This is a genomic window from Tahibacter sp. (genome assembly GCF_035481375.1).
Classification (GTDB): Bacteria; Pseudomonadota; Gammaproteobacteria; order Xanthomonadales; family Rhodanobacteraceae; genus Tahibacter.
Window position 1 is genome coordinate 1 of sequence record NZ_DATIGT010000111.1, and the last position, 17,279, is coordinate 17,279.

Annotated in this window: 18 protein-coding genes; 3 read left to right on the forward strand and 15 right to left on the reverse strand. The window is 68.2% G+C overall.

What is annotated here, in order from left to right; translation table 11 throughout:
- The first annotated feature begins 154 nt into the window (after window positions 1-154).
- Entirely contained in the window at window positions 155-1,036 is an 882-nt protein-coding gene (locus VLF18_RS07015) for a hypothetical protein (protein WP_325278906.1), read from the forward strand.
- 186 nt (window positions 1,037-1,222) lie between these two features.
- Window positions 1,223-2,146 carry a hypothetical protein gene (locus VLF18_RS07020; protein ID WP_325278907.1) on the forward strand — a complete coding sequence of 308 codons (924 nt, stop codon included), beginning with the start codon at window positions 1,223-1,225 and terminating at the stop codon, window positions 2,144-2,146.
- Window positions 2,147-2,336: 190 nt separating this feature from the next.
- Here the strand turns inward: VLF18_RS07020 and VLF18_RS07025 are convergent, their stop codons facing one another.
- From VLF18_RS07025 to VLF18_RS07060, 8 genes are all read right to left on the reverse strand, one after another.
- Entirely contained in the window at window positions 2,337-2,543 is a 207-nt protein-coding gene (locus VLF18_RS07025; protein WP_325278908.1) for a cold-shock protein, read from the reverse strand.
- A gap of 196 nt (window positions 2,544-2,739) precedes the next feature.
- Window positions 2,740-3,483 carry an S-methyl-5'-thioinosine phosphorylase gene (locus VLF18_RS07030; RefSeq protein WP_325278909.1) on the reverse strand — a complete coding sequence of 248 codons (744 nt, stop codon included), beginning with the start codon at window positions 3,481-3,483 and terminating at the stop codon, window positions 2,740-2,742.
- Between the two features lie 10 nt (window positions 3,484-3,493).
- Window positions 3,494-4,033 (reverse strand): hypoxanthine-guanine phosphoribosyltransferase, encoded by a 540-nt coding sequence (locus VLF18_RS07035; RefSeq protein WP_325278910.1) that lies wholly within the window; start codon window positions 4,031-4,033, stop codon window positions 3,494-3,496.
- A 29-nt stretch (window positions 4,034-4,062) separates the two neighbouring features.
- Window positions 4,063-5,082 (reverse strand): beta-N-acetylhexosaminidase, encoded by a 1,020-nt coding sequence (gene nagZ, locus VLF18_RS07040; protein ID WP_325278911.1) that lies wholly within the window; start codon window positions 5,080-5,082, stop codon window positions 4,063-4,065.
- Entirely contained in the window at window positions 5,082-5,594 is a 513-nt protein-coding gene (locus VLF18_RS07045; protein ID WP_325278912.1) for a CYTH domain-containing protein, read from the reverse strand. Before VLF18_RS07045 ends, nagZ begins: the two co-directional genes overlap by 1 nt.
- 52 nt (window positions 5,595-5,646) lie before the next feature.
- A complete protein-coding gene (rlmD, locus tag VLF18_RS07050) occupies window positions 5,647-6,951 on the reverse strand; it encodes a 23S rRNA (uracil(1939)-C(5))-methyltransferase RlmD (RefSeq protein WP_325278913.1) in 1,305 nt (434 codons plus the stop codon).
- A 71-nt stretch (window positions 6,952-7,022) separates the two neighbouring features.
- The gene (locus VLF18_RS07055; protein ID WP_325278914.1) at window positions 7,023-7,604 is read right to left on the reverse strand and encodes a YdbL family protein; all 582 of its coding nucleotides are present in this window, start codon (window positions 7,602-7,604) and stop codon (window positions 7,023-7,025) included.
- 14 nt (window positions 7,605-7,618) lie between these two features.
- Window positions 7,619-9,628 carry a hypothetical protein gene (locus VLF18_RS07060; protein ID WP_325278915.1) on the reverse strand — a complete coding sequence of 670 codons (2,010 nt, stop codon included), beginning with the start codon at window positions 9,626-9,628 and terminating at the stop codon, window positions 7,619-7,621.
- Window positions 9,629-9,688: 60 nt separating this feature from the next.
- Here VLF18_RS07060 and VLF18_RS07065 point away from each other — a divergent pair, with 60 nt between their 5' ends.
- On the forward strand, window positions 9,689-10,417 hold the full coding sequence (locus VLF18_RS07065; RefSeq protein WP_325278916.1) for a response regulator: 729 nt from the start codon (window positions 9,689-9,691) through the stop codon (window positions 10,415-10,417).
- Here VLF18_RS07065 and recO read toward each other — a convergent pair.
- The 7 genes from recO to VLF18_RS07100 form a co-directional block, all read right to left on the reverse strand.
- The gene (gene recO / locus VLF18_RS07070) at window positions 10,414-11,127 is read right to left on the reverse strand and encodes a DNA repair protein RecO (RefSeq protein ID WP_325278917.1); all 714 of its coding nucleotides are present in this window, start codon (window positions 11,125-11,127) and stop codon (window positions 10,414-10,416) included. The two genes, VLF18_RS07065 and recO, sit on opposite strands and share 4 nt — an antisense overlap.
- Before the next feature lie 11 nt (window positions 11,128-11,138).
- A complete protein-coding gene (gene era / locus VLF18_RS07075; RefSeq protein WP_325278918.1) occupies window positions 11,139-12,056 on the reverse strand; it encodes a GTPase Era in 918 nt (305 codons plus the stop codon).
- A complete protein-coding gene (rnc, locus tag VLF18_RS07080; RefSeq protein ID WP_325278919.1) occupies window positions 12,046-12,714 on the reverse strand; it encodes a ribonuclease III in 669 nt (222 codons plus the stop codon). Before rnc ends, era begins: the two co-directional genes overlap by 11 nt.
- Before the next feature lie 75 nt (window positions 12,715-12,789).
- Window positions 12,790-13,179 carry a DUF4845 domain-containing protein gene (locus tag VLF18_RS07085; protein ID WP_325278920.1) on the reverse strand — a complete coding sequence of 130 codons (390 nt, stop codon included), beginning with the start codon at window positions 13,177-13,179 and terminating at the stop codon, window positions 12,790-12,792.
- 14 nt (window positions 13,180-13,193) lie between these two features.
- Window positions 13,194-13,997 (reverse strand): signal peptidase I, encoded by an 804-nt coding sequence (gene lepB / locus VLF18_RS07090; protein WP_325278921.1) that lies wholly within the window; start codon window positions 13,995-13,997, stop codon window positions 13,194-13,196.
- A 68-nt stretch (window positions 13,998-14,065) separates the two neighbouring features.
- Complete coding sequence (gene lepA / locus VLF18_RS07095) at window positions 14,066-15,856, reverse strand: translation elongation factor 4 (RefSeq protein ID WP_325278922.1); 1,791 nt, start codon at window positions 15,854-15,856, stop codon at window positions 14,066-14,068.
- Window positions 15,857-16,009: 153 nt separating this feature from the next.
- On the reverse strand, window positions 16,010-17,279 hold a 1,270-nt coding region (locus VLF18_RS07100; protein ID WP_325278923.1), incomplete at its 5' end, for a Do family serine endopeptidase.

Consider the following 17,279-nt stretch of genomic DNA (forward strand, 5'->3'; position numbering starts at 1 on the left):
GCGGGCCTTTGTCGTTTCAGCACCTGCGCCCGCCTCGCGCGGCGTTTTTCGTTCCGGCGCCCACGCCGACCGACGGCGGCTGCGAGATTCGCCGCAGTCGCATCACTGATCGATATCGGAGCCGCGCCGCGCGGGCGGGCCGAAGGGGAACGCCATGATCAGAAGACGAATCGCGCGCGTCCTGCGCGTCGGGTTGTGCATCGGCCTGCTGCTGACCGTCGTCGTCGCGGCGATGCCGACGGTGTCCGCGCAGGCCGCACCGCCGGGCGTCGCGGCGGCAGCCGCGCCTGCACCGGCGCCGGTCGCGAATGCGCCCGGCGCGGGCGATGCCGACACTGCCCCGCCGAAATTCGTCGAGGAACTGCTGCCGCAGCTGCTCGGGCTGTTCGTCGTCGCGACGGTGCTCGAATCGGCGCTGGCGCTGCTGTTCCAGTGGCGGCTCTATCGCGAGTTCTTCAACGGCCGCGCGGTGAAGACGCTGGTCATGCTCGCCGCGGGTTATGCGGTCGTCCGCGGCTTCGACTACGACGTCTTCGCGCGCGTCGCAGAACATGCGAGCGGTCATGCCGGCTCGTCGAAAGCGTTCTCGCAATTCCTGTCGGCATGCGTGCTCGCCGGCGGCAGCGCGGCGATCTACGAACTGTTCAAGGCGCTCGGACTGCGGCCGCCGGCCGATCCGGAAAAAGACAAGCCGAAGCCGGACGAATCGAAGGCGTGGGTGTCGGTGAAAGTCGTGCGCAAGAATGCGCAGGGCGAGATCAAGCTTCATCTCGTTCCGGTCGCAGCACCCGACGCGGGCAAGGACGCCGTGCCGACGGCGCTCGCCGCGACCGTAGGCGGGCCGCGCTCGGTGCTGCAGCGCGTGCTCGGCACCTTCATCGCCGACCCGATGCGCTTTCCGAACTACGGCGGCTGGACGGTCGACGCAGGCACGCTGTACGAGATCTACGCGACCGACGAAAGAGCTGTCCCGTTCATCGTCTATCGCGGCAAATTCGCCGGCCGGGCCATCGTGGATTTCGTCGCGACGTTCTGAGCGCCCGCCTTCCTCGGCCTGGCCGTTCGTTTCCGGTCGGCACGGCGCCGGCAAGGACCACCGGGCCCTGCGCACTCGATGCGCACCGTGCCGACGACGGCGTACTGCCGATGTCCTGAGAGAACTGCGCCCCGGACGACAGGTAGGAGCGCAGGCGTCCGCCGTGGGCGCCCTCAGGGAGGCTGTATGACACGCTGGCTGATTGCCGTAATGATTTACCTCGTCGCGCTCGGCGCCAACGCGGCGACGCTCGTCGGCGGACCGACACGCGGGCTCTGGTGGAATCCGGCCGAATCGGGCCGCGGCTTCAATATCGAAATGCAGGACGACATCATGATCGTGACGTCGTTCGTCTATGCGCCGAACGGCAGCGCGACCTGGTTCATCTCGGCGGGCCGCTACGATTTCGCGACAAATACGTTCAACGCGACGTTCGACGCCAATACCGGCGGCCAGTGCATCGGCTGCGCCTACGTGCGTCCGCAGGGCATCGCGAACGCCGCCGGTCCGGTGCGCATCGTGTTCGATTCCTATGTGACCGCGACGCTCTACTACCAGGGCGGCAGCACGCGCATCACCAAGCAGCTCTATGCCTATGACAGCGTGCTGTCGATCCTGCGCGGAAGTTTCGTGCTGACTTTCAACACCAGCGGCCTCGTGATCGGCGACTGGCTGGTCATGCGCACCTACGAGAGCGGCAGCAGCGGGCCGTTCGTCGCCGGCTATTTCGACGGCTTCCCGACGAGCCGCATCGCGGTGGCGCTCTACGACGCGTCGACACGACGCTACGCCTTCCTCGTGCGCGTCGGCGGCTACTACGACTTCTATATCGTCGACATGGACGATCAGCGCGTGTTCGGACTCGGCTGGACCTACCCGGTCGGCGGCAGCCCCAGCGGCAACGGCAGCGCCGCACTCGGTACGCGCGTGCAGAGTCCGAAAGAAGTGAACGCCGAATATGCCCGTGCGCTCCTGCAGGACGCCGGCGATGCCGATGGCGACGCGCTGCGCGCGGCCGCGTACGCGCACAGCAAGCGGGAAGGCCCAGGCGATGCGCAGGCCGCCGCGCTCGCCCGCCAGCTTGAAGCCGCACTCGGCGCCACGCGGTAGCGCCGACGCGCCGGCCGCGGATTCGCCGGGGCCGGTGCGATGCCACCGGTTACCGCGCGTCATGGCAAACAAATTCGCAAAAACGCACTAAGCAATAAAGAGCAAAAAGAAATTGGCCGCACCGGCCGGCGCCGCAACAAAAAAGGCCCCGACGCAGCGGGGCCTTTCGTCGTGAACGCGGTTGCGACGCTTATTGCACCGGCGTCACCGCCGAGGCCTGGGCGCCTTTCGGTCCCTGGCTGACGACGAAGCTGACGCGCTGGCCTTCCTGCAGGGTGCGGAACCCCTTGGAAGAAATTGCCGAAAAGTGCACAAAAACGTCGGAACCGCCGCCTTCAGGCGCGATGAAACCGAAGCCCTTGGCGTCGTTGAACCACTTTACCGTACCGAACTGCATGACTTCCCCTCGAACGTTGCTGGACGAATGCGCGGCAGACTTCTCCCCCGAGTCGGTGCGCCGCGTGTACGAGTATACGCAGCGCAATCGAAAGTGCGAGAGCGTCGATGCAATCGTGTGTGAGCCGCGTCACGCGACGAACGAAAGGATGCCGTCTCCACAATGCTGAACGGCCTCGCGAGCCCGTCGCGGGCCGCTATTTCGCGAGCAGCGCGCTCACGACGGGCGGCACGGCGGCGGTCGCTTCGCGCAGGTTCGCGAAGATTTCCTCGAGGCTGATCTCGGCTTCGTCGCCGCAGCCCGCGGCCCAGTTCGCGATGAGCGCGATGCAGGCATAGTCGAGTTCGAGTTCGCGCGCGAGCGCGGCTTCGGGCATGCCGGTCATACCGACGAGGTCGCAGCCGTCGCGGCGCAGGCGTGCGATCTCGGCGCGCGTTTCCAGGCGCGGCCCCTGCGTCGCGCCGTAGCAGCCGCCGTCGACGACCGCAATGCCGGCGTCGCGCGCCGCTGCCAGCAGCTCGGCGCGCAGCGAGGCCGTGTAGGGCTCGCTGAAGTCGATGTGCCGGACCTCGGCGCCGTCGGCGTCGCAGAAGCTCGTGTAGCGGCCGTGGGTGTAGTCGATGATCTGGTCGGGTACGGCGACGACGCGCGGCCCCATGTCGTCGCGGATCCCGCCGACGGCGTTGACGCCGATGACGCGCCTGGCGCCGAGGCTGTGCAGCGCCCAGACGTTGGCGCGGTAGTTCACGCGATGCGGCGGCACGCTGTGGCCTTCGCCGTGGCGCGCGAGGAACGCGACCGGGCGTCCGCCGACCTCGCCGCAGACGACCGGTGCCGAGGTCGCGCCGAACGGCGTCTCGACGTCGCGCCGGACCACATTTTCCAAACCGGGAAACTGATACAAACCCGTGCCGCCGATGATGGCCAGATCCAGTGCCATGGCTCGTCCCTCAGATCGCGTAGATGGCCGGCAGATTGCGGCCCTGTTCGTAGTAGTCCATGCCGTGGCCGAACACGTAGCGGTCCGGCACTTCGACGCCGCAGAAATCCGACGCGACGCCGGGCACGCAGCGTCCGTGGCGCTTTTCGCAGAGCACGGCGACGAGCACGCGCCGCGCGCCGCGGTCGAGGCAGAAGTCGCGCACGGCCTTGAGCGTCTTGCCCTCGTCGAGAATGTCGTCGGCGAGCACGATCGTGCGCCCGGCCAGCACGGCGGCCGGCTGGCGCAGCCAGTGCAGCTCGGTGCCGCTGGTCGCGCCGCGGTAACGCGTCGCGTGGATGTAGTCGAATTCCATGTCGCTCTTCATCGCGAGCGCGAGCTTCGCGCCGAACAGCATGCCGCCGTGCATGACGGTCGCGAATACGGCGCGTTCGCCGGCGATGGCGGCGTCGATCTCGCGGCCCATGCGGGCGATCGCGGCGTCGAGCACCGGCAGGTCGTGGATCAGGTCGGCGGTGGCCAACGCGTCGGTCAGGCTGGGTCGGGTCATGGTTTCACTCGGGAATACGCCGCGCGCGTCTAGACGCTCGGCGAGGCGGGAACACCGAGCGCGGCGAGGCGCTCGATGAAGCGGATACGTTGCGGATTGTCGAGAAGAGACTGCCACGACGATGCGACCATTCCGCGTAACGCGGCAATGCGCGCGGGCGGGCACGGCGCGCGGCCGCGCACGGCCGCGATCGATTCGGCGACGAGCGCGGGACTGCAGACGAGCACGAGATCGCAGCCGGCTCCGAGGTGCGCGTCGATGCGGGCGGCGACGCCGCCCGCGGATTCGGCCGCGGCCATGCCGATGTCGTCGGAGAACACGACGCCGCGAAAGCCCATCTCGCCGCGCAGCACGTCCTCTATCCAGATCCGCGAGTAGCCGGCCGGCACTGCGTCGACAGCCGGATACGTCACGTGCGCGAGCATCACGGCCTCGGCCCCGGCCGCAAAGCCGTCGGCGAACGTCGCGAGATCGGTCGCGCGCAGTTCGTCGAACGAACGCGGATCGGTCGCCGCGTCGAAATGCGTGTCTTCGAGCACCGAGCCGTGCCCCGGAAAATGCTTGAGCGTCGCGGCCATGCCGCCCAGATGCATGCCGCGCAGATAGGCCTCGCCGAGTTCGGAGACCACGCGCGGATCGGCATGGAACGCGCGCTCGCCGATCGCGCGGTTACCGCGCTTGAGATCGACGACGGGCGCGAAGCTGATGTCGATGTCGAGCGCACGCATCTCGCTGGCCATGACCCAGGCGTGCTCCTCGGCGAGCGCGATCGCACGCGCCGGTTCGGCGTCATGGATCTCGCCGAGCCGGGCCAGCGCCGGCAGCCGCGTGAAGCCGTCGCGGAAGCGCTGCACCGGACCGCCTTCCTGGTCGACGCAGAGCAGGAATTCGTCGGCGCGCACGGCGCGGATGGCGTCGATGAGCGCGGCGACCTGCTCGCGCGAGGCGAAGTTGCGGCTGAACAGGATCACGCCGCTGACTTCCGGCGCGGCGATCCAGTCGCGTTCGTGCGCGGCGAGTTCCTTGCCGGCGATTCCTATGACGAGCATCAGTCCAGTCCCTCGCGCTCGGCCGCAGCCCAGACCGAGTACGGATGAGCAATCAGGTTGAGGTTGTAGTAGCGCGGCAGATGGCTGACTTCGAGGCCGAGCCAGTCGGGCCGCTCGAACGCCTCGTCGACCGCGTCGAGTTCGAGTTCGGCGACGACGAGACCGTCGTTCGTGCCGAAGAATTCGTCGATCTCGAACTCGCGCCCCGCATGCGCGACATAGTGGCGGATCTTCTCGACGACGCCGTCGCAGAGCTTGGCGAGCATCGCCTCGGCATCCGCAAGCGGCACTTCGTATTCGTATTCCTGGCGCACCGGCCCCAGCGTGGAGGACTTGATGTTGAGCCAGGCCTGCTCGCCGCCGATCCGCACGCGCACCGAGCTGCGCGCCGCGCCGCTCGTGACCGCGGCCGCGCTGACGAGATAGCCCTGCACGAGCCGCTGCGAGCGCGACACCTGCGCACGCCACGCGTCGGAAGCGAGCAGAAACTTGCGTTCGATTTCTACGCCCATGCCTATGCCTCCGTTCGCGCAGGCGCTCGCGTCGCGGCGGCCTGCGCGTCGTTCATCGTTCGAACAGCGCGATCGATTCCACGTGCGCCGTGTGCGGGAACATGTCCATCACGCCGGCGGCCCTGAGCTTGAAGCCATGCTTGTCCACGAGTATGCCGGCGTCGCGCGCGAGCGAGGCAGGATGGCACGACACGTAGACGATGCGGTCGGTGTCTTTTTTCGGCAGGTAGTCGAACACCGCCTGCGCGCCCGAGCGCGGCGGATCGAGCAGGATCTTGTCGTAGCGCTGCCGCGCCCAGGGCGTGTCGCGCTGGTCGTCGAGCAGGTTCGCGACGTGGTATTCGACGTTGGCGATGCCGTTGCGCGCCGCGTTCTGTTTCGCGCGCTCGACGAGACCGTGTTCGCCTTCGACGCCGACGACGTGCGCGCTGCGGCGCGCGAGCGGAAACGTGAAGTTGCCCAGGCCGCAGAACAGGTCGAGCACGCGGTCGCCGGGCTGCGGGTCGAGCAGCGCCAGCGCGTGCGCGATCATCGCTTCGTTCATCGCCGAATTGACCTGGATGAAATCGAGCGGCCGGAATTCGAGTTCGACGTCGGCGCTGTCGATGCGGAACGCGAGCCGCGGTGCTTCGGGCCACAGCGGATGCACGCTGTCGTTGCCGCCGGGCTGCAGGTAGATCGCGAGATCGTGCGTCCGGCCGAACGCGATCAGCGCGGCGCGATCGGCGTCGGTCAGCGGCTGCAGGTGACGGAAGATCAGCGCGGTCGTGTCGTCGCCCGCGGCGATCTCGATCTGCGGAATCTCGCGCACGCCGCTCAGCGTGCCGACGAGCGCGGCGAGCGCCTCGATGCGTTCACCGACCGCGGGCGCAAGGACTTCGCAGCGCGTGAGGTCGGCGACGTAGCGGCCGTTGTCCTCGCGGAATCCGACGAGCGCCTTGCCTTTCTTGTCGACGAACTTGACCGAGAGACGCCCCTTGCGCCGATAGCCCCAGACTGCCGAGGTCAACGGCGCGAGCCAGCGCTTGGGCTCGACGTGGCCGATGCGTTCGAAGTTCTCGGCGAGCACGCGCTGTTTCGCGGCGATCTGCGCCTCGGGTGCGAGGTGCTGCAGCGCGCAGCCGCCGCAGACGCCGAAATGCGGACAGCGCGGATCGACACGGTCGGGCGAAGCGCTCAGCACCTGCTCGACCTGCGCGTCGTCGTAATGGCGGTGACGCTGCACGAGGCGGGCGAGCACTTTTTCGCCGGCCAGCGCGCCGCGCACGAAGACGGCCTTGCCGTCGTGCCGCGCGACGCCGCGGCCGTCGTGCGAAAGACCGGTGATGTCGAGTTCGAGCGTGATCGGGGCTTTCATGACGACGGCGCCCGGGATGCGGGCATCCCGGGCGCCTGTACTCCGGAGTGATCGAGAATCTGGCGGACGCGTCAGCGCTGTTTCCAGGCGCCCGCGGCGTCCTGATGATACCAGCCGGGGCGCGCCTGCTGGATCCACTGCGCCGCGAACGTGCTCTGGATCTGCGCTTCCCACTCCGGATGGCCGTTCGCCCGCGCGATTTCGGCGTAGACCGCCTTGCGGTCGCGATTCTCGTCGGCGACGGCCTGGTTCAGCGACGCGCGCTCGGCCAGCGGCACGGCCGAGGCGTCGCGCACCGCGACGAGGCCGTCGCGCGTCAGGCCGATGCTGCCGGCCGCGAGCGCCTTCGTCAGCACGCTGTCGAAGCGCTGCTTCATGCGCGCCTGGATGTCGCGCACGGCCGCGGTCTGGATGTTGAGGTCGGGTTCGGCCGCATGCGCCGCGCCGATGAAGAAATCGAGCAGGCCGGCCTGCGGCGGACGCTGCGGCGGCGGCGGATCCTTGGCTTCGCCCGCGGCCTCGCCGATCACGTTGCCGATGAACTGCTCGGCGGCTTTCTCCGCGGCGGCGGCCGGGAAATACACGTTGATCGTGACGCAGGCCGACAACAGCACCAGCGACAGGCTCAGCAGCATCGTTCGGACAGCGCGCATGAGGAACTCCCGGATCAGTGGATGACAGGTTTGGTGCCGCTCGCGGCGGCGCGGAGACGGTCGACGAGCACGGCCCAGTCGACCTGCGACTGGTGACCGACGATCTGGATGCGCGGCAGGCCGCGGCCTTCGACCAGAGTGTATCTGGCGCCGTCGGCGTCGAGCCCGCGCATGTGGCAGACCGCATTCTGGAGCCGGCAGCCGATGCCCAGGCGCGCATAGCCGAAGGTGTCGAACAGCTTGAGCATGCTCGCCTGCAGGCCGGCCGCGATACCTCCGCCGCCGACCGAGGAGATCGTGTTGACCGCGCGCTGGCTGATGCGGCCGCCCTCGAGCGCCTGCAGGTGCGCGTCGAACGCGACCGGCTGCCAGTCGACGAGACGCAGCGCGCGCACGTAGCCCGACAGGCGGCCGGTGATGCCGCCGATGTCGAAGGTGCCGGTCAGAAGACTCAGGTCGAGCCCGGCGAACGCGACCTCGGCCGACAGCGACGGCGATACACCGAACGGACGCTCCAGCGCGAGGCCGGTCACGTTCAGGGTTCCGTCGAACACGTTGAGCATGAGTCCGCCGGCCATGTCGAGCCGCTCGCCCGCATAGCGCAATTCGGGCACCGCGCCGCCGAGCTTGCCGCCGAAGCGCGGCCAGCCGAGCGCCTGGCTCAGCGCCGCGAGATCGACGTCGTGCACGGCGAGCCCGGCCTGCAGCCGCTCGCCGCTGCGCGCCGCCGGATGCACGCTGAGGCGCTGCAGATTCAGGCGCCCGCCGAGCAGCGGAATCTCGGCGGACTCGGCGAGGCTCAATGCGCCGTCGCGACTGTGCCAGCGCAGGCGCGCCGCGCCGAGCGGCAGCGAGTAGAGCTTCGCCGACTTCCAGCGCAGCTCGGTCGTCGCGACATCGCCGTCGCGACGCCAGTCGAGCGCGCCGTCGAGGCCGTCGATCCCGACGCCGCGCGCGGGCTCGACGAGATCGACGCCGTTCAGTACGACACTGCCGCCATGCGGCCCCTGCGCGTCGAAGCGCACGCGCGCCGTGATGCGGCCGCGGCTCTGCAATGCGCTCCAGCCGGCCGTGCCGAGCACGCTCGCGAGATAGCGCTGCTGCGCAGCCGGCAGTTCGGCGCTCAGCGTTTCGACGTCGAACGCACGCAGCGGATCGGCGGCGTCGGACGCCACCAGCGCGGAAGCGGCGAGCTTCAGCACGCCGGGATCGTCGTAGACGATGTCGCGCAAGCGCCAGGCGTCGCGCTCGGGCGCGAGGGCGAATTCGAGCCGCGTGCCGTGGTCGGCGAACGCGACATGGAACGGACCGGCCAGCACTTCGCCGCTGCCGATCTGCCCGCGATGGTGCAGCTGCCACGGCGTACCGCTGCGCAGATCGAGCTTGCCGGCAAGGCTGACGTGTGCCGCGGCCGTGCTGCCGTCGGCCGTGTCGAAGCCGAAATCGCGCAGGCTGTAGTCGATCTCGGTCGATGCCGCGGCGCGCGACGGCAGATCGGCATCGAGCGCGAGTTGCCCGTCGATGCGCGTCAGCGCGGGCCAGGACTTGCGCAGGAGATCCGACAGCCAGTTCAGCGGCAGCTGGCGCAGGCGCACCTGCCAGCGCGCGTCGTCGCCGTCGCCGTGACGGCCCAGACTGAGCCTCGCCGGCGCGCGGTTGATTTCGAGTTCGAGGCGGCCCTGTTCGAGCTGTGCGACGAAGCCCGCTTCGAGCGGCGTCGCGTCGGCGGCCGTGCGCAGTTGCGCCTGTCCTGCGCAGCGCCAGGCCGCGGCGTCGGGTTCGAGCGGACAGTGCGCCTTGAGCGCGTGCAGGTGCAGTCCTGCGTCGGGCCAGTCCAGCTGCGCCGCATCGAGGCGCAGGTCCTGACCGCCGTCCGCATTCGGCAATAATTCTACTTTTAACTTTGTTACGACCAGGCCGCCGGTCGTCAGCGTATCGACGGCGGCGCGCGCGCCGGCGGCGCGGGCCTGGGCGCCGGCGGCAAGAGCAAGCACAATGCAGAAGACGCGAAACACGTAGCGCATGCGCGGCGACCCGGAAAGAGGCGCCGATTGTGGCCAGCACTGCCTGAATGGGGAAGAGGCGTGGAGCTCCTGATCGCCGACGACAACGCGCTGAGCCTGCGCTTTCTCGCCGATGCCGCGGCGCTGCTCGGCCATCGCTGCGAGACTGCCGAGGACGGCGAAGCGGCGCTGGCGCTCGCGCGCCGCCGCCGCTACGACCTGCTGCTGCTCGATGTGCATATGCCGCATCTCGACGGTCCGGCAGCGCTCGCATGTTTGCGCGCCGACGCGACCGCAGCTTCGCAGCGCAGTCCGGCACTGGCGACCACGGCCGATGCCGATCCGGCCGTCGCGCGCGAACTGCACACGCTCGGCTTCGCCGGCGTGCTGCACAAGCCGGTCGACCTCGACGGCCTGCGCGCCGCGCTGCAGCTCGGCAACGGCGGGCATACCGGCGTCGCCGAGGCGGCGCCTTCCTACGCGGAGGCGCCGCTGCTCGACGACGCGGCCGCCTGCCGGAGCCTGGGCAGTCAAGAGACCGTCATCGCGTTGCGCGGCCTGTTTGCGCAGGAACTCGACGCGCTGCCCGGCGAACTCGATGCGTTGCTGGCGAAGAAGGACGGCGTCGGCCTGCGCGAACGCCTGCACCGGCTCTGCGCCTCGGCCGGATTCTGCGGCGCGCCGCGGCTCGAACAGACCTGCCGGCGTCTTCGCACGCGCGTGCTGGCGGACGTGACATTCACGGCCGAGGATCTGACGCAGCTGCACGACGTCGCGGCAGCGACGCGCCGCGCGCTGGACGGCGTCTAGTTCGTAGTCGGCACGCCGGCGAGCAATGCCCACGATCGCAGGCTCGCGCCGCCGAGCTGATGCGTGATCAGCGCGCGCATGAGCCGGCGCAGGCATTGCAGATCCGCCGCATCGGGCATGCGGTCCTCGGCCAGCGCGAGCAGCGCGCTGCCGCGCAGACGCAGCACGTTGGGCTGCTGCGCATACGGCACGAGTCCATGTTCGGGAATGTAGATGTAGTCGGCGTCGGCTTCGATCTCCGCGCCGCTGTCGGCTTCCGCCTCGAGCACGAGGCCGTAGCCGGTTTCGGCGAGCAGGTCGCGCTCGAAGCGCCGCAAGGTCCAGGCGCGGGCCGGCGATGCGGCGAGGCGCTGCAGCGTGTCCTCGTAGGCGTCGAACAGATCGGGCACCGCGTCGTGTCGCGGCAGCAGGCGCATGACGAGTTCGTTGACGTAGATCGCGCAGACCAGCGCGTCGCCGGCGATGGCCGGCGGCTGGCCGCGCGCGTCGATCCCGGTCAGCAGCGCGAGATCGCCCTGCCCGCTCCAGCCCAGCGACAACGGCACCAGCGGCTGGAGCAGCGCGCGCGGCTGGCGCGGGCGTTCCTTGCGCACGCCGCGCGCGACGAGGCCGATGCGGCCGTGATCGCGGCTCCAGCCTTCGAGCAGCAGGCTCGTTTCGCGATAGGGCCGCGCATGCAGGATCCAGCCGTGCTGCCCGTCGACGCGCATGGCGTCCTGCGTCAGCCTTCGTAGCCGAAGCGCTTGATCGCGGCTTCGTCGTCGGACCAGTTCTCGCGTACGCGCACCCAGAGCTTCAGGAAGACGCGCCGTTCGAACAACCGCTCCATCGCGAGCCGCGCCGACGTGCCGACCTCCTTGAGCCGCGCGCCGCTTGCGCCGATCACGATCGCCTTCTGCCCGGCGCGCTCGACCCAGATCACCGCGCCGATCTCGGCGACGCCGTCTTCGCGCTCGCCGAACTGTTCGATCTCGACGGTGCACGAATACGGCAGTTCCTGGCCGAGCTGCCGCATGAGCTGCTCGCGCACCAGCTCGGCCGCGAGGAAGCGCTCGCTGCGATCGGTGATTTCGTCTTCGCCGTAGACCGGCGGCGCCAGCGGCAGGCGCGCGACGATTTCCCGCTCGAGTTCCTTGAGGCCGTCGGCACGCCGTGCGGACACCAGCAGCACGGCTTCGTAGCGTCGCTCGCGCGTGACCTCGGCGATGAACGGCAGCAGCGCCTCGCGATTCTTCACCGCGTCGATCTTGTTGATCGCGAGCAGCACGGGCTTGCCGGCCGCGGCGAGCGCCTGCCACACGCGTTCGTCTTCGTCGTTCCAGCGGCCGGCCTCGATCACGTGCACGAGCACGTCGACCTCGTCGATCGCGCCGCGCGCGGCGCGATTGAGCTGGCGATTGATCGCACGCTTCGCATTCGCGTGCATGCCCGGCGTGTCGACGAACAGGATCTGCGCGTTCGGGCGCGTCGCGATGCCGAGTATCCGATGCCGCGTGGTCTGCGGCTTCGGACTCACGATGCTGACGCGGAAACCGACGAGCGAATTCTGCAGCGTCGACTTGCCGACGTTGGGCCGCCCGAGCAGCGCGACGAGGCCGCAGCGGTGGTCTGCGGCAGGAGCGGGAGTGTCAGCGTTCATTCGCGAGCGTTTCCTTGATCTGTTCCAGCGCCGATGCAGCGGCGATCTGTTCGGCGGCGCGCCGGTTCGATGCGCGGCCTTCGACGCGCAACGGCGGACGTTCGAGCTGGCAGGCAACGTCGAACATCTTGGCGTGATCGTCGCCGCTGCTCGCGACGAGTTCGTAGGTCGGCAGCGGCAGTCCGCGCGCCTGCAGCAGTTCCTGCAGTCGCGTCTTGGCATCCTTCTCCGGCGCGCGCAGTTGCGCCGCGCGATCGGCGAACAGCGTGCGCACGCAGGCGCGGCACGCCTCCCAGCCGGCATCGAGATAGACCGCCGCGACGAGCGCCTCGAACGCGTCGGCGAGTATCGATTCGCGGCGATGGCCGCCGCTCTTGAGTTCGCCCGGACCGAGCCGCAGCAGGTCGCCGAGCGCGAGCGAACGGGCGACGTCGGCAAGCGCCGCGCCGCTGACGAGCTGCGCGCGCATGCGCGTGAGATCGCCTTCGTCGGCGCGCCCGTGCGATTCGAACAGCAGCTCGGCCACGAGCATGCCGACCAGCGAATCGCCGAGGAATTCGAGTCGCTCGTTGTTCGGTTTGCCGGCGCTGCGATGGGTCAGCGCCTGCTCGTACAGGGCCGGATTGCGGAATTCGTGCGGAAAGCGAAGTTTTGCCAAGCGTCCGGCCGTTGCGATGAAGAAATCGCGGCGCGCCGTCCCGGCGGCCGCGATGAAAAGCCGGAAGCGGCCGCGTCAGTCGACGGCGGCGCCGGTACCGGTCAGGTCGAGGGTCTTGTCGAAGCTGACGAGCAGGTCGACGTTGTAGATGAAGTCGATGCGCTTGTCGTAGAACACGCGCAGGCTCGCGGCGCCGCTGCGCTTGTTGAGCTGGATGTTCTGCGGCGGCACGGTCGCGTCGTCGACGTACTGGATGCTGAACTTCGTATTGAGCATCTGGCGGATCTCGCCGACGTCCTTGCTGGTGATGCCCGGCTCGGTCAGAAGCTGGTTCATCGACTTCACGACGCCCATGTATTCGGTATAGACGGGGACGAGCTTCATGGCCGCATAGGCGAAGAAGCCGCCGATGATGAGCACGACGACGAACCCGATGAACGTGATACCGCGCTGCGACTGCTTCATGACCCCGTCCTCTCCTACTTGATCAAGGTGCCCAGACGACCGAATTCGATGATGCCGTTGTCGAGCCCGCGCCAGCTCATCCAGATCACGAAAGCCTTGCCGACGAGATTTTCCTCGGGCACGTAACCCCAGATGCGGCTGTCGGAGCTGCGATCGCGGTTGTCTCCCATGACGAAATAATGCCCGGCGGGAACCTGTACCGTAAAGTCCGGCCCGACCTGGCTTCCGGGCACCGTGATGATCTGGTGGCGAACCGTACCCAATTGTTCGATAAACGATTCTGCACCGCCGTGCACCAGTTCGCGCGATTCCGTATCGGTACCGGCATACGGCGTTCCGCCGTCCTGGATCATTTCCTCGCCGTTGATATAGAGCTTCTTGTTGCGATACGTGACCTGATCGCCGGGCTTGCCGATGACGCGCTTGATGTAGTCCTGCGTCGGATCCTTCGGGAAGCGGAACACGACGACGTCGCCGCGCTGCGGTTCGCCGATCTCGACGATCTTCTTGTCGAGCACGGGCAGGCGGATGCCGTAGGCGAATTTATTGACGAGGATGAAATCGCCGACGAGCAGCGTCGGCATCATCGAGCCCGACGGAATGCGGAACGGCTCGGCGAGGAACGAGCGGAACAGCAGCACGATCAGGATGACCGGGAAGAACGAGCGCGAATATTCCACGAGTATGGGCTCGCGCGGCGCCTCGCCCGGCGGCATCTCCGCAGCGCGGCGCTTGGCGAAGAACCAGTGGTCGATGGCCCAGATCACGCCGGTCAGAAAAGTCAGGCCGACCAGGATGGCGGCAAAGTCGAAGTGCATTCGCGTTCCTCAGACTCGATAGTTCGACAGTACGGTCGCTGGCCGCGCCGTCGGCGCAGCCGCCAGCATCACTTGTCCATCTGCAGCACGGCGAGGAAGGCTTCCTGCGGGATGTCCACGCTGCCGACCTGCTTCATGCGCTTCTTGCCTTCTTTCTGCTTCTCGAGCAGCTTGCGCTTGCGCGACACGTCGCCGCCGTAGCACTTGGCCAGCACGTTCTTGCGCAGCGCCTTGACCGTGGAACGCGCGATGATCTGCGAACCGACGGCTGCCTGGATCGCCACGTCGAACTGCTGGCGCGGGATCAGCTCTTTCATCTTCTCGGTGAGGTCGCGACCGCGCCGGTCGGCAGCGCCGCGATGCACGATCAGGCTCAGCGCGTCGACGCGATCGCCGTTGATCAGCACGTCCAGGCGCACGAACGGCCCGGCGCGGAACTCGTGGAAGTGATAGTCCATCGACGCGTAGCCGCGCGACACCGATTTCAGCTTGTCGAAGAAATCGAGCACGACTTCGGCGAGCGGCAGCTCGTAGCTGATGCGCACCTGCGTCGACACGTAGTTGATGCTGCGCTGGATGCCGCGCTTTTCTTCGCAGAGCCCGATCACGTTGCCGATGTAGTCCGGCGGCGTGAGGATGTCGGCGATGATGATGGGCTCGCGCACTTCCTCGATGTTCTGCGCCGGCGGCAGCTTCGCCGGATTGTCGAGCGACATCACGCTGCCGTCGGTCTGCAGCACTTCGTAGACGACGGTTGGCGCGGTCGTGATGAGGTCGAGGTCGTACTCGCGCTCGAGGCGCTCCTGGATGATGTCCATGTGGAGCAGGCCGAGGAAGCCGCAGCGAAAACCGAAGCCCATGGCCTCGGAGCTTTCCGGCTCGAAATTCAGCGCGGCGTCGTTGAGGCGCAGTTTTTCCAGGGCTTCGCGCAGCGCCGGGAAATCGTCCGCCGCCGTCGGAAACAAGCCGGCGAACACGCGCGACTGCATCTTCTGGAAGCCGGGCAGCGGCGCCGGCGCGGGATCGGCGTTCATGGTCAGCGTGTCGCCGACCGGTGCGCCATGGACGTCCTTGATCGATGCCGTGAGCCAGCCGACTTCGCCGGCTTCGAGACTGTCCTTGGCCTTGCGCTTGGGCGTGAACACGCCGACCGAGTCGACTTCATGCCAGCGGCCGGTCGACATCACGAGGATCTTGTCCCTGGGCTTGATGCGCCCCTGCATCACGCGTACGAGCGAGACGACGCCGAGATAGTTGTCGAACCAGGAGTCGATGATCAGCGCCTGGAGCTTGGCCGTGTCGCGCGGCTTCGGCGGCGGGATCCGCGCGACGATCGCCTCGAGCACGGCTTCGATGTTCTGGCCGGTCTTCGCGCTGATCGGAATCGCGTCGTCGGCATCGATGCCGATGACCGCTTCGATTTCGCTCTTGGCGCGCTCGATGTCCGCGGTCGGCAGGTCGATCTTGTTGAGCACCGGAATGACTTCGAGTCCCTGCTCCACCGCCGTGTAGCAGTTGGCGACCGACTGCGCCTCGACGCCCTGCGCCGCGTCGACGACGAGCAGCGCGCCTTCGCAGGCGGCCAGCGAACGGCTGACTTCATAGCTGAAGTCGACGTGGCCCGGCGTGTCGATGAAATTGAGCTGATAGATCTTGCCGTCGCGCGCCGTGTACGGCAGCGAGACCGACTGTGCCTTGATGGTGATGCCGCGCTCGCGCTCGATCGGATTGGAGTCGAGTACCTGCGCTTCCATCTCGCGGGCTTCGAGGCCGCCGCAGATCTGGATGATGCGATCGGCCAGCGTGGACTTGCCGTGGTCGACGTGAGCGATGATCGAAAAGTTTCGGATATGGTCCATCGGGGTGCCGCAAACGGGGCCGGTGCGCAGGTGGCGCGCTGGCAAAGCCGCGAGTATCGCATGAAGCCGCCTGACGCGCAGGATGAGCCCGGCGGGCGCTCGACGCAACGGCGGCCCGGGGGCCGCCGTCCGTATTCCGTTTGCGGGCCGGGTTCAGTCCGCCTTCTTCGGCACGCTGACCGCGACGAACAGGCTGGCGTCCTGGCGCCGCACGAGCAGCATGACCGAATCGCCGGGCGCCACGCCCTTGACCGCATTGTTGAACTCGGCGGCGGTCTTCACTTTCTGCTTGCCGACCATCAGCACGATATCGCCGGGCTGCAGCGCGGCGCGGCGCGCCGGCACGCCCGTGATGCGCGTGACGACGACGCCTTCGTCCTTGATGCCGAGCTGCTGGCGCTGCTCGGCGGTCAGGTCCTCGACGACCATGCCGAGCGGATTGGCCGTCGCGCCGGCGTCCGCGCCGCCGGCGGCCTGGGCCGTGGCGTCGCGCGAGAGTTCGGCAACAGTCACCGGGATCGTCACGGTCTTGCCGTCGCGGAACACGTTGACGTCGACCTTGCTGCCCGGCGCGGTCGCACCGACCATCGGCGGAAGATCCGACGAATGCACGACGTCGACGCCGCCGAAGCCGAGGATCACGTCGCCGACCTTGATGCCGGCCTTTTCGGCCGCGCTGCCCGCGGTCGTCGCGTTGACCAGAGCGCCGCCCGTGCGCGGCAGGCCGAGGCTCTGCGCGAGTTCGCGGTTCACGTCCTGGATCTGCACGCCGATCATGCCGCGGGACACGAAGCCCTTGTCCTTGATCTGCTTGACCGCGCTCATCGCGGTGTCGATCGGAATCGCGAACGACACGCCCATGAAGCCGCCGGTGTTGGAGAGGATCTGCGAGTTGATGCCGACGACTTCGCCGTCGAGGTTGAACAGCGGGCCGCCGGAATTGCCGCGATTGATCGCGACGTCGGTCTGGATGAAGGGCACGTACTGCTGATCGCGGCCGCCGAAGCTGCGGCTGACCGCGCTGACGATGCCGGCCGTGACCGAGTGGTCGAAACCGAACGGCGAGCCGATCGCGAGCACCCACTGGCCGGGCTTGAGCTTCTTCGAATCGCCGATCGTGACGGCCGGCAGGTTGCTCGCGGTGACCTTGAGCAGCGCGATGTCGTACTGGGCGTCGGCACCGACGACCTTGGCGTCGAGTTCGCGCCGGTCGGACAGGCGCACGGTCACGCTGTCGGCACCGTCGACGACGTGGTTGTTGGTCAGGATGTAGCCGTCGGTCGAGATGATGAAGCCCGAGCCGAGCGAGACGCCGCCGGGACGGCCGCCGCGCGGCACGCCGGGACCGCCCGGGCCGAAGAAGCGGCGGAAGATTTCGGGAATCTGCTCCTCGTCCGGCATCTGCCCGCGCGCGGTGCGACGC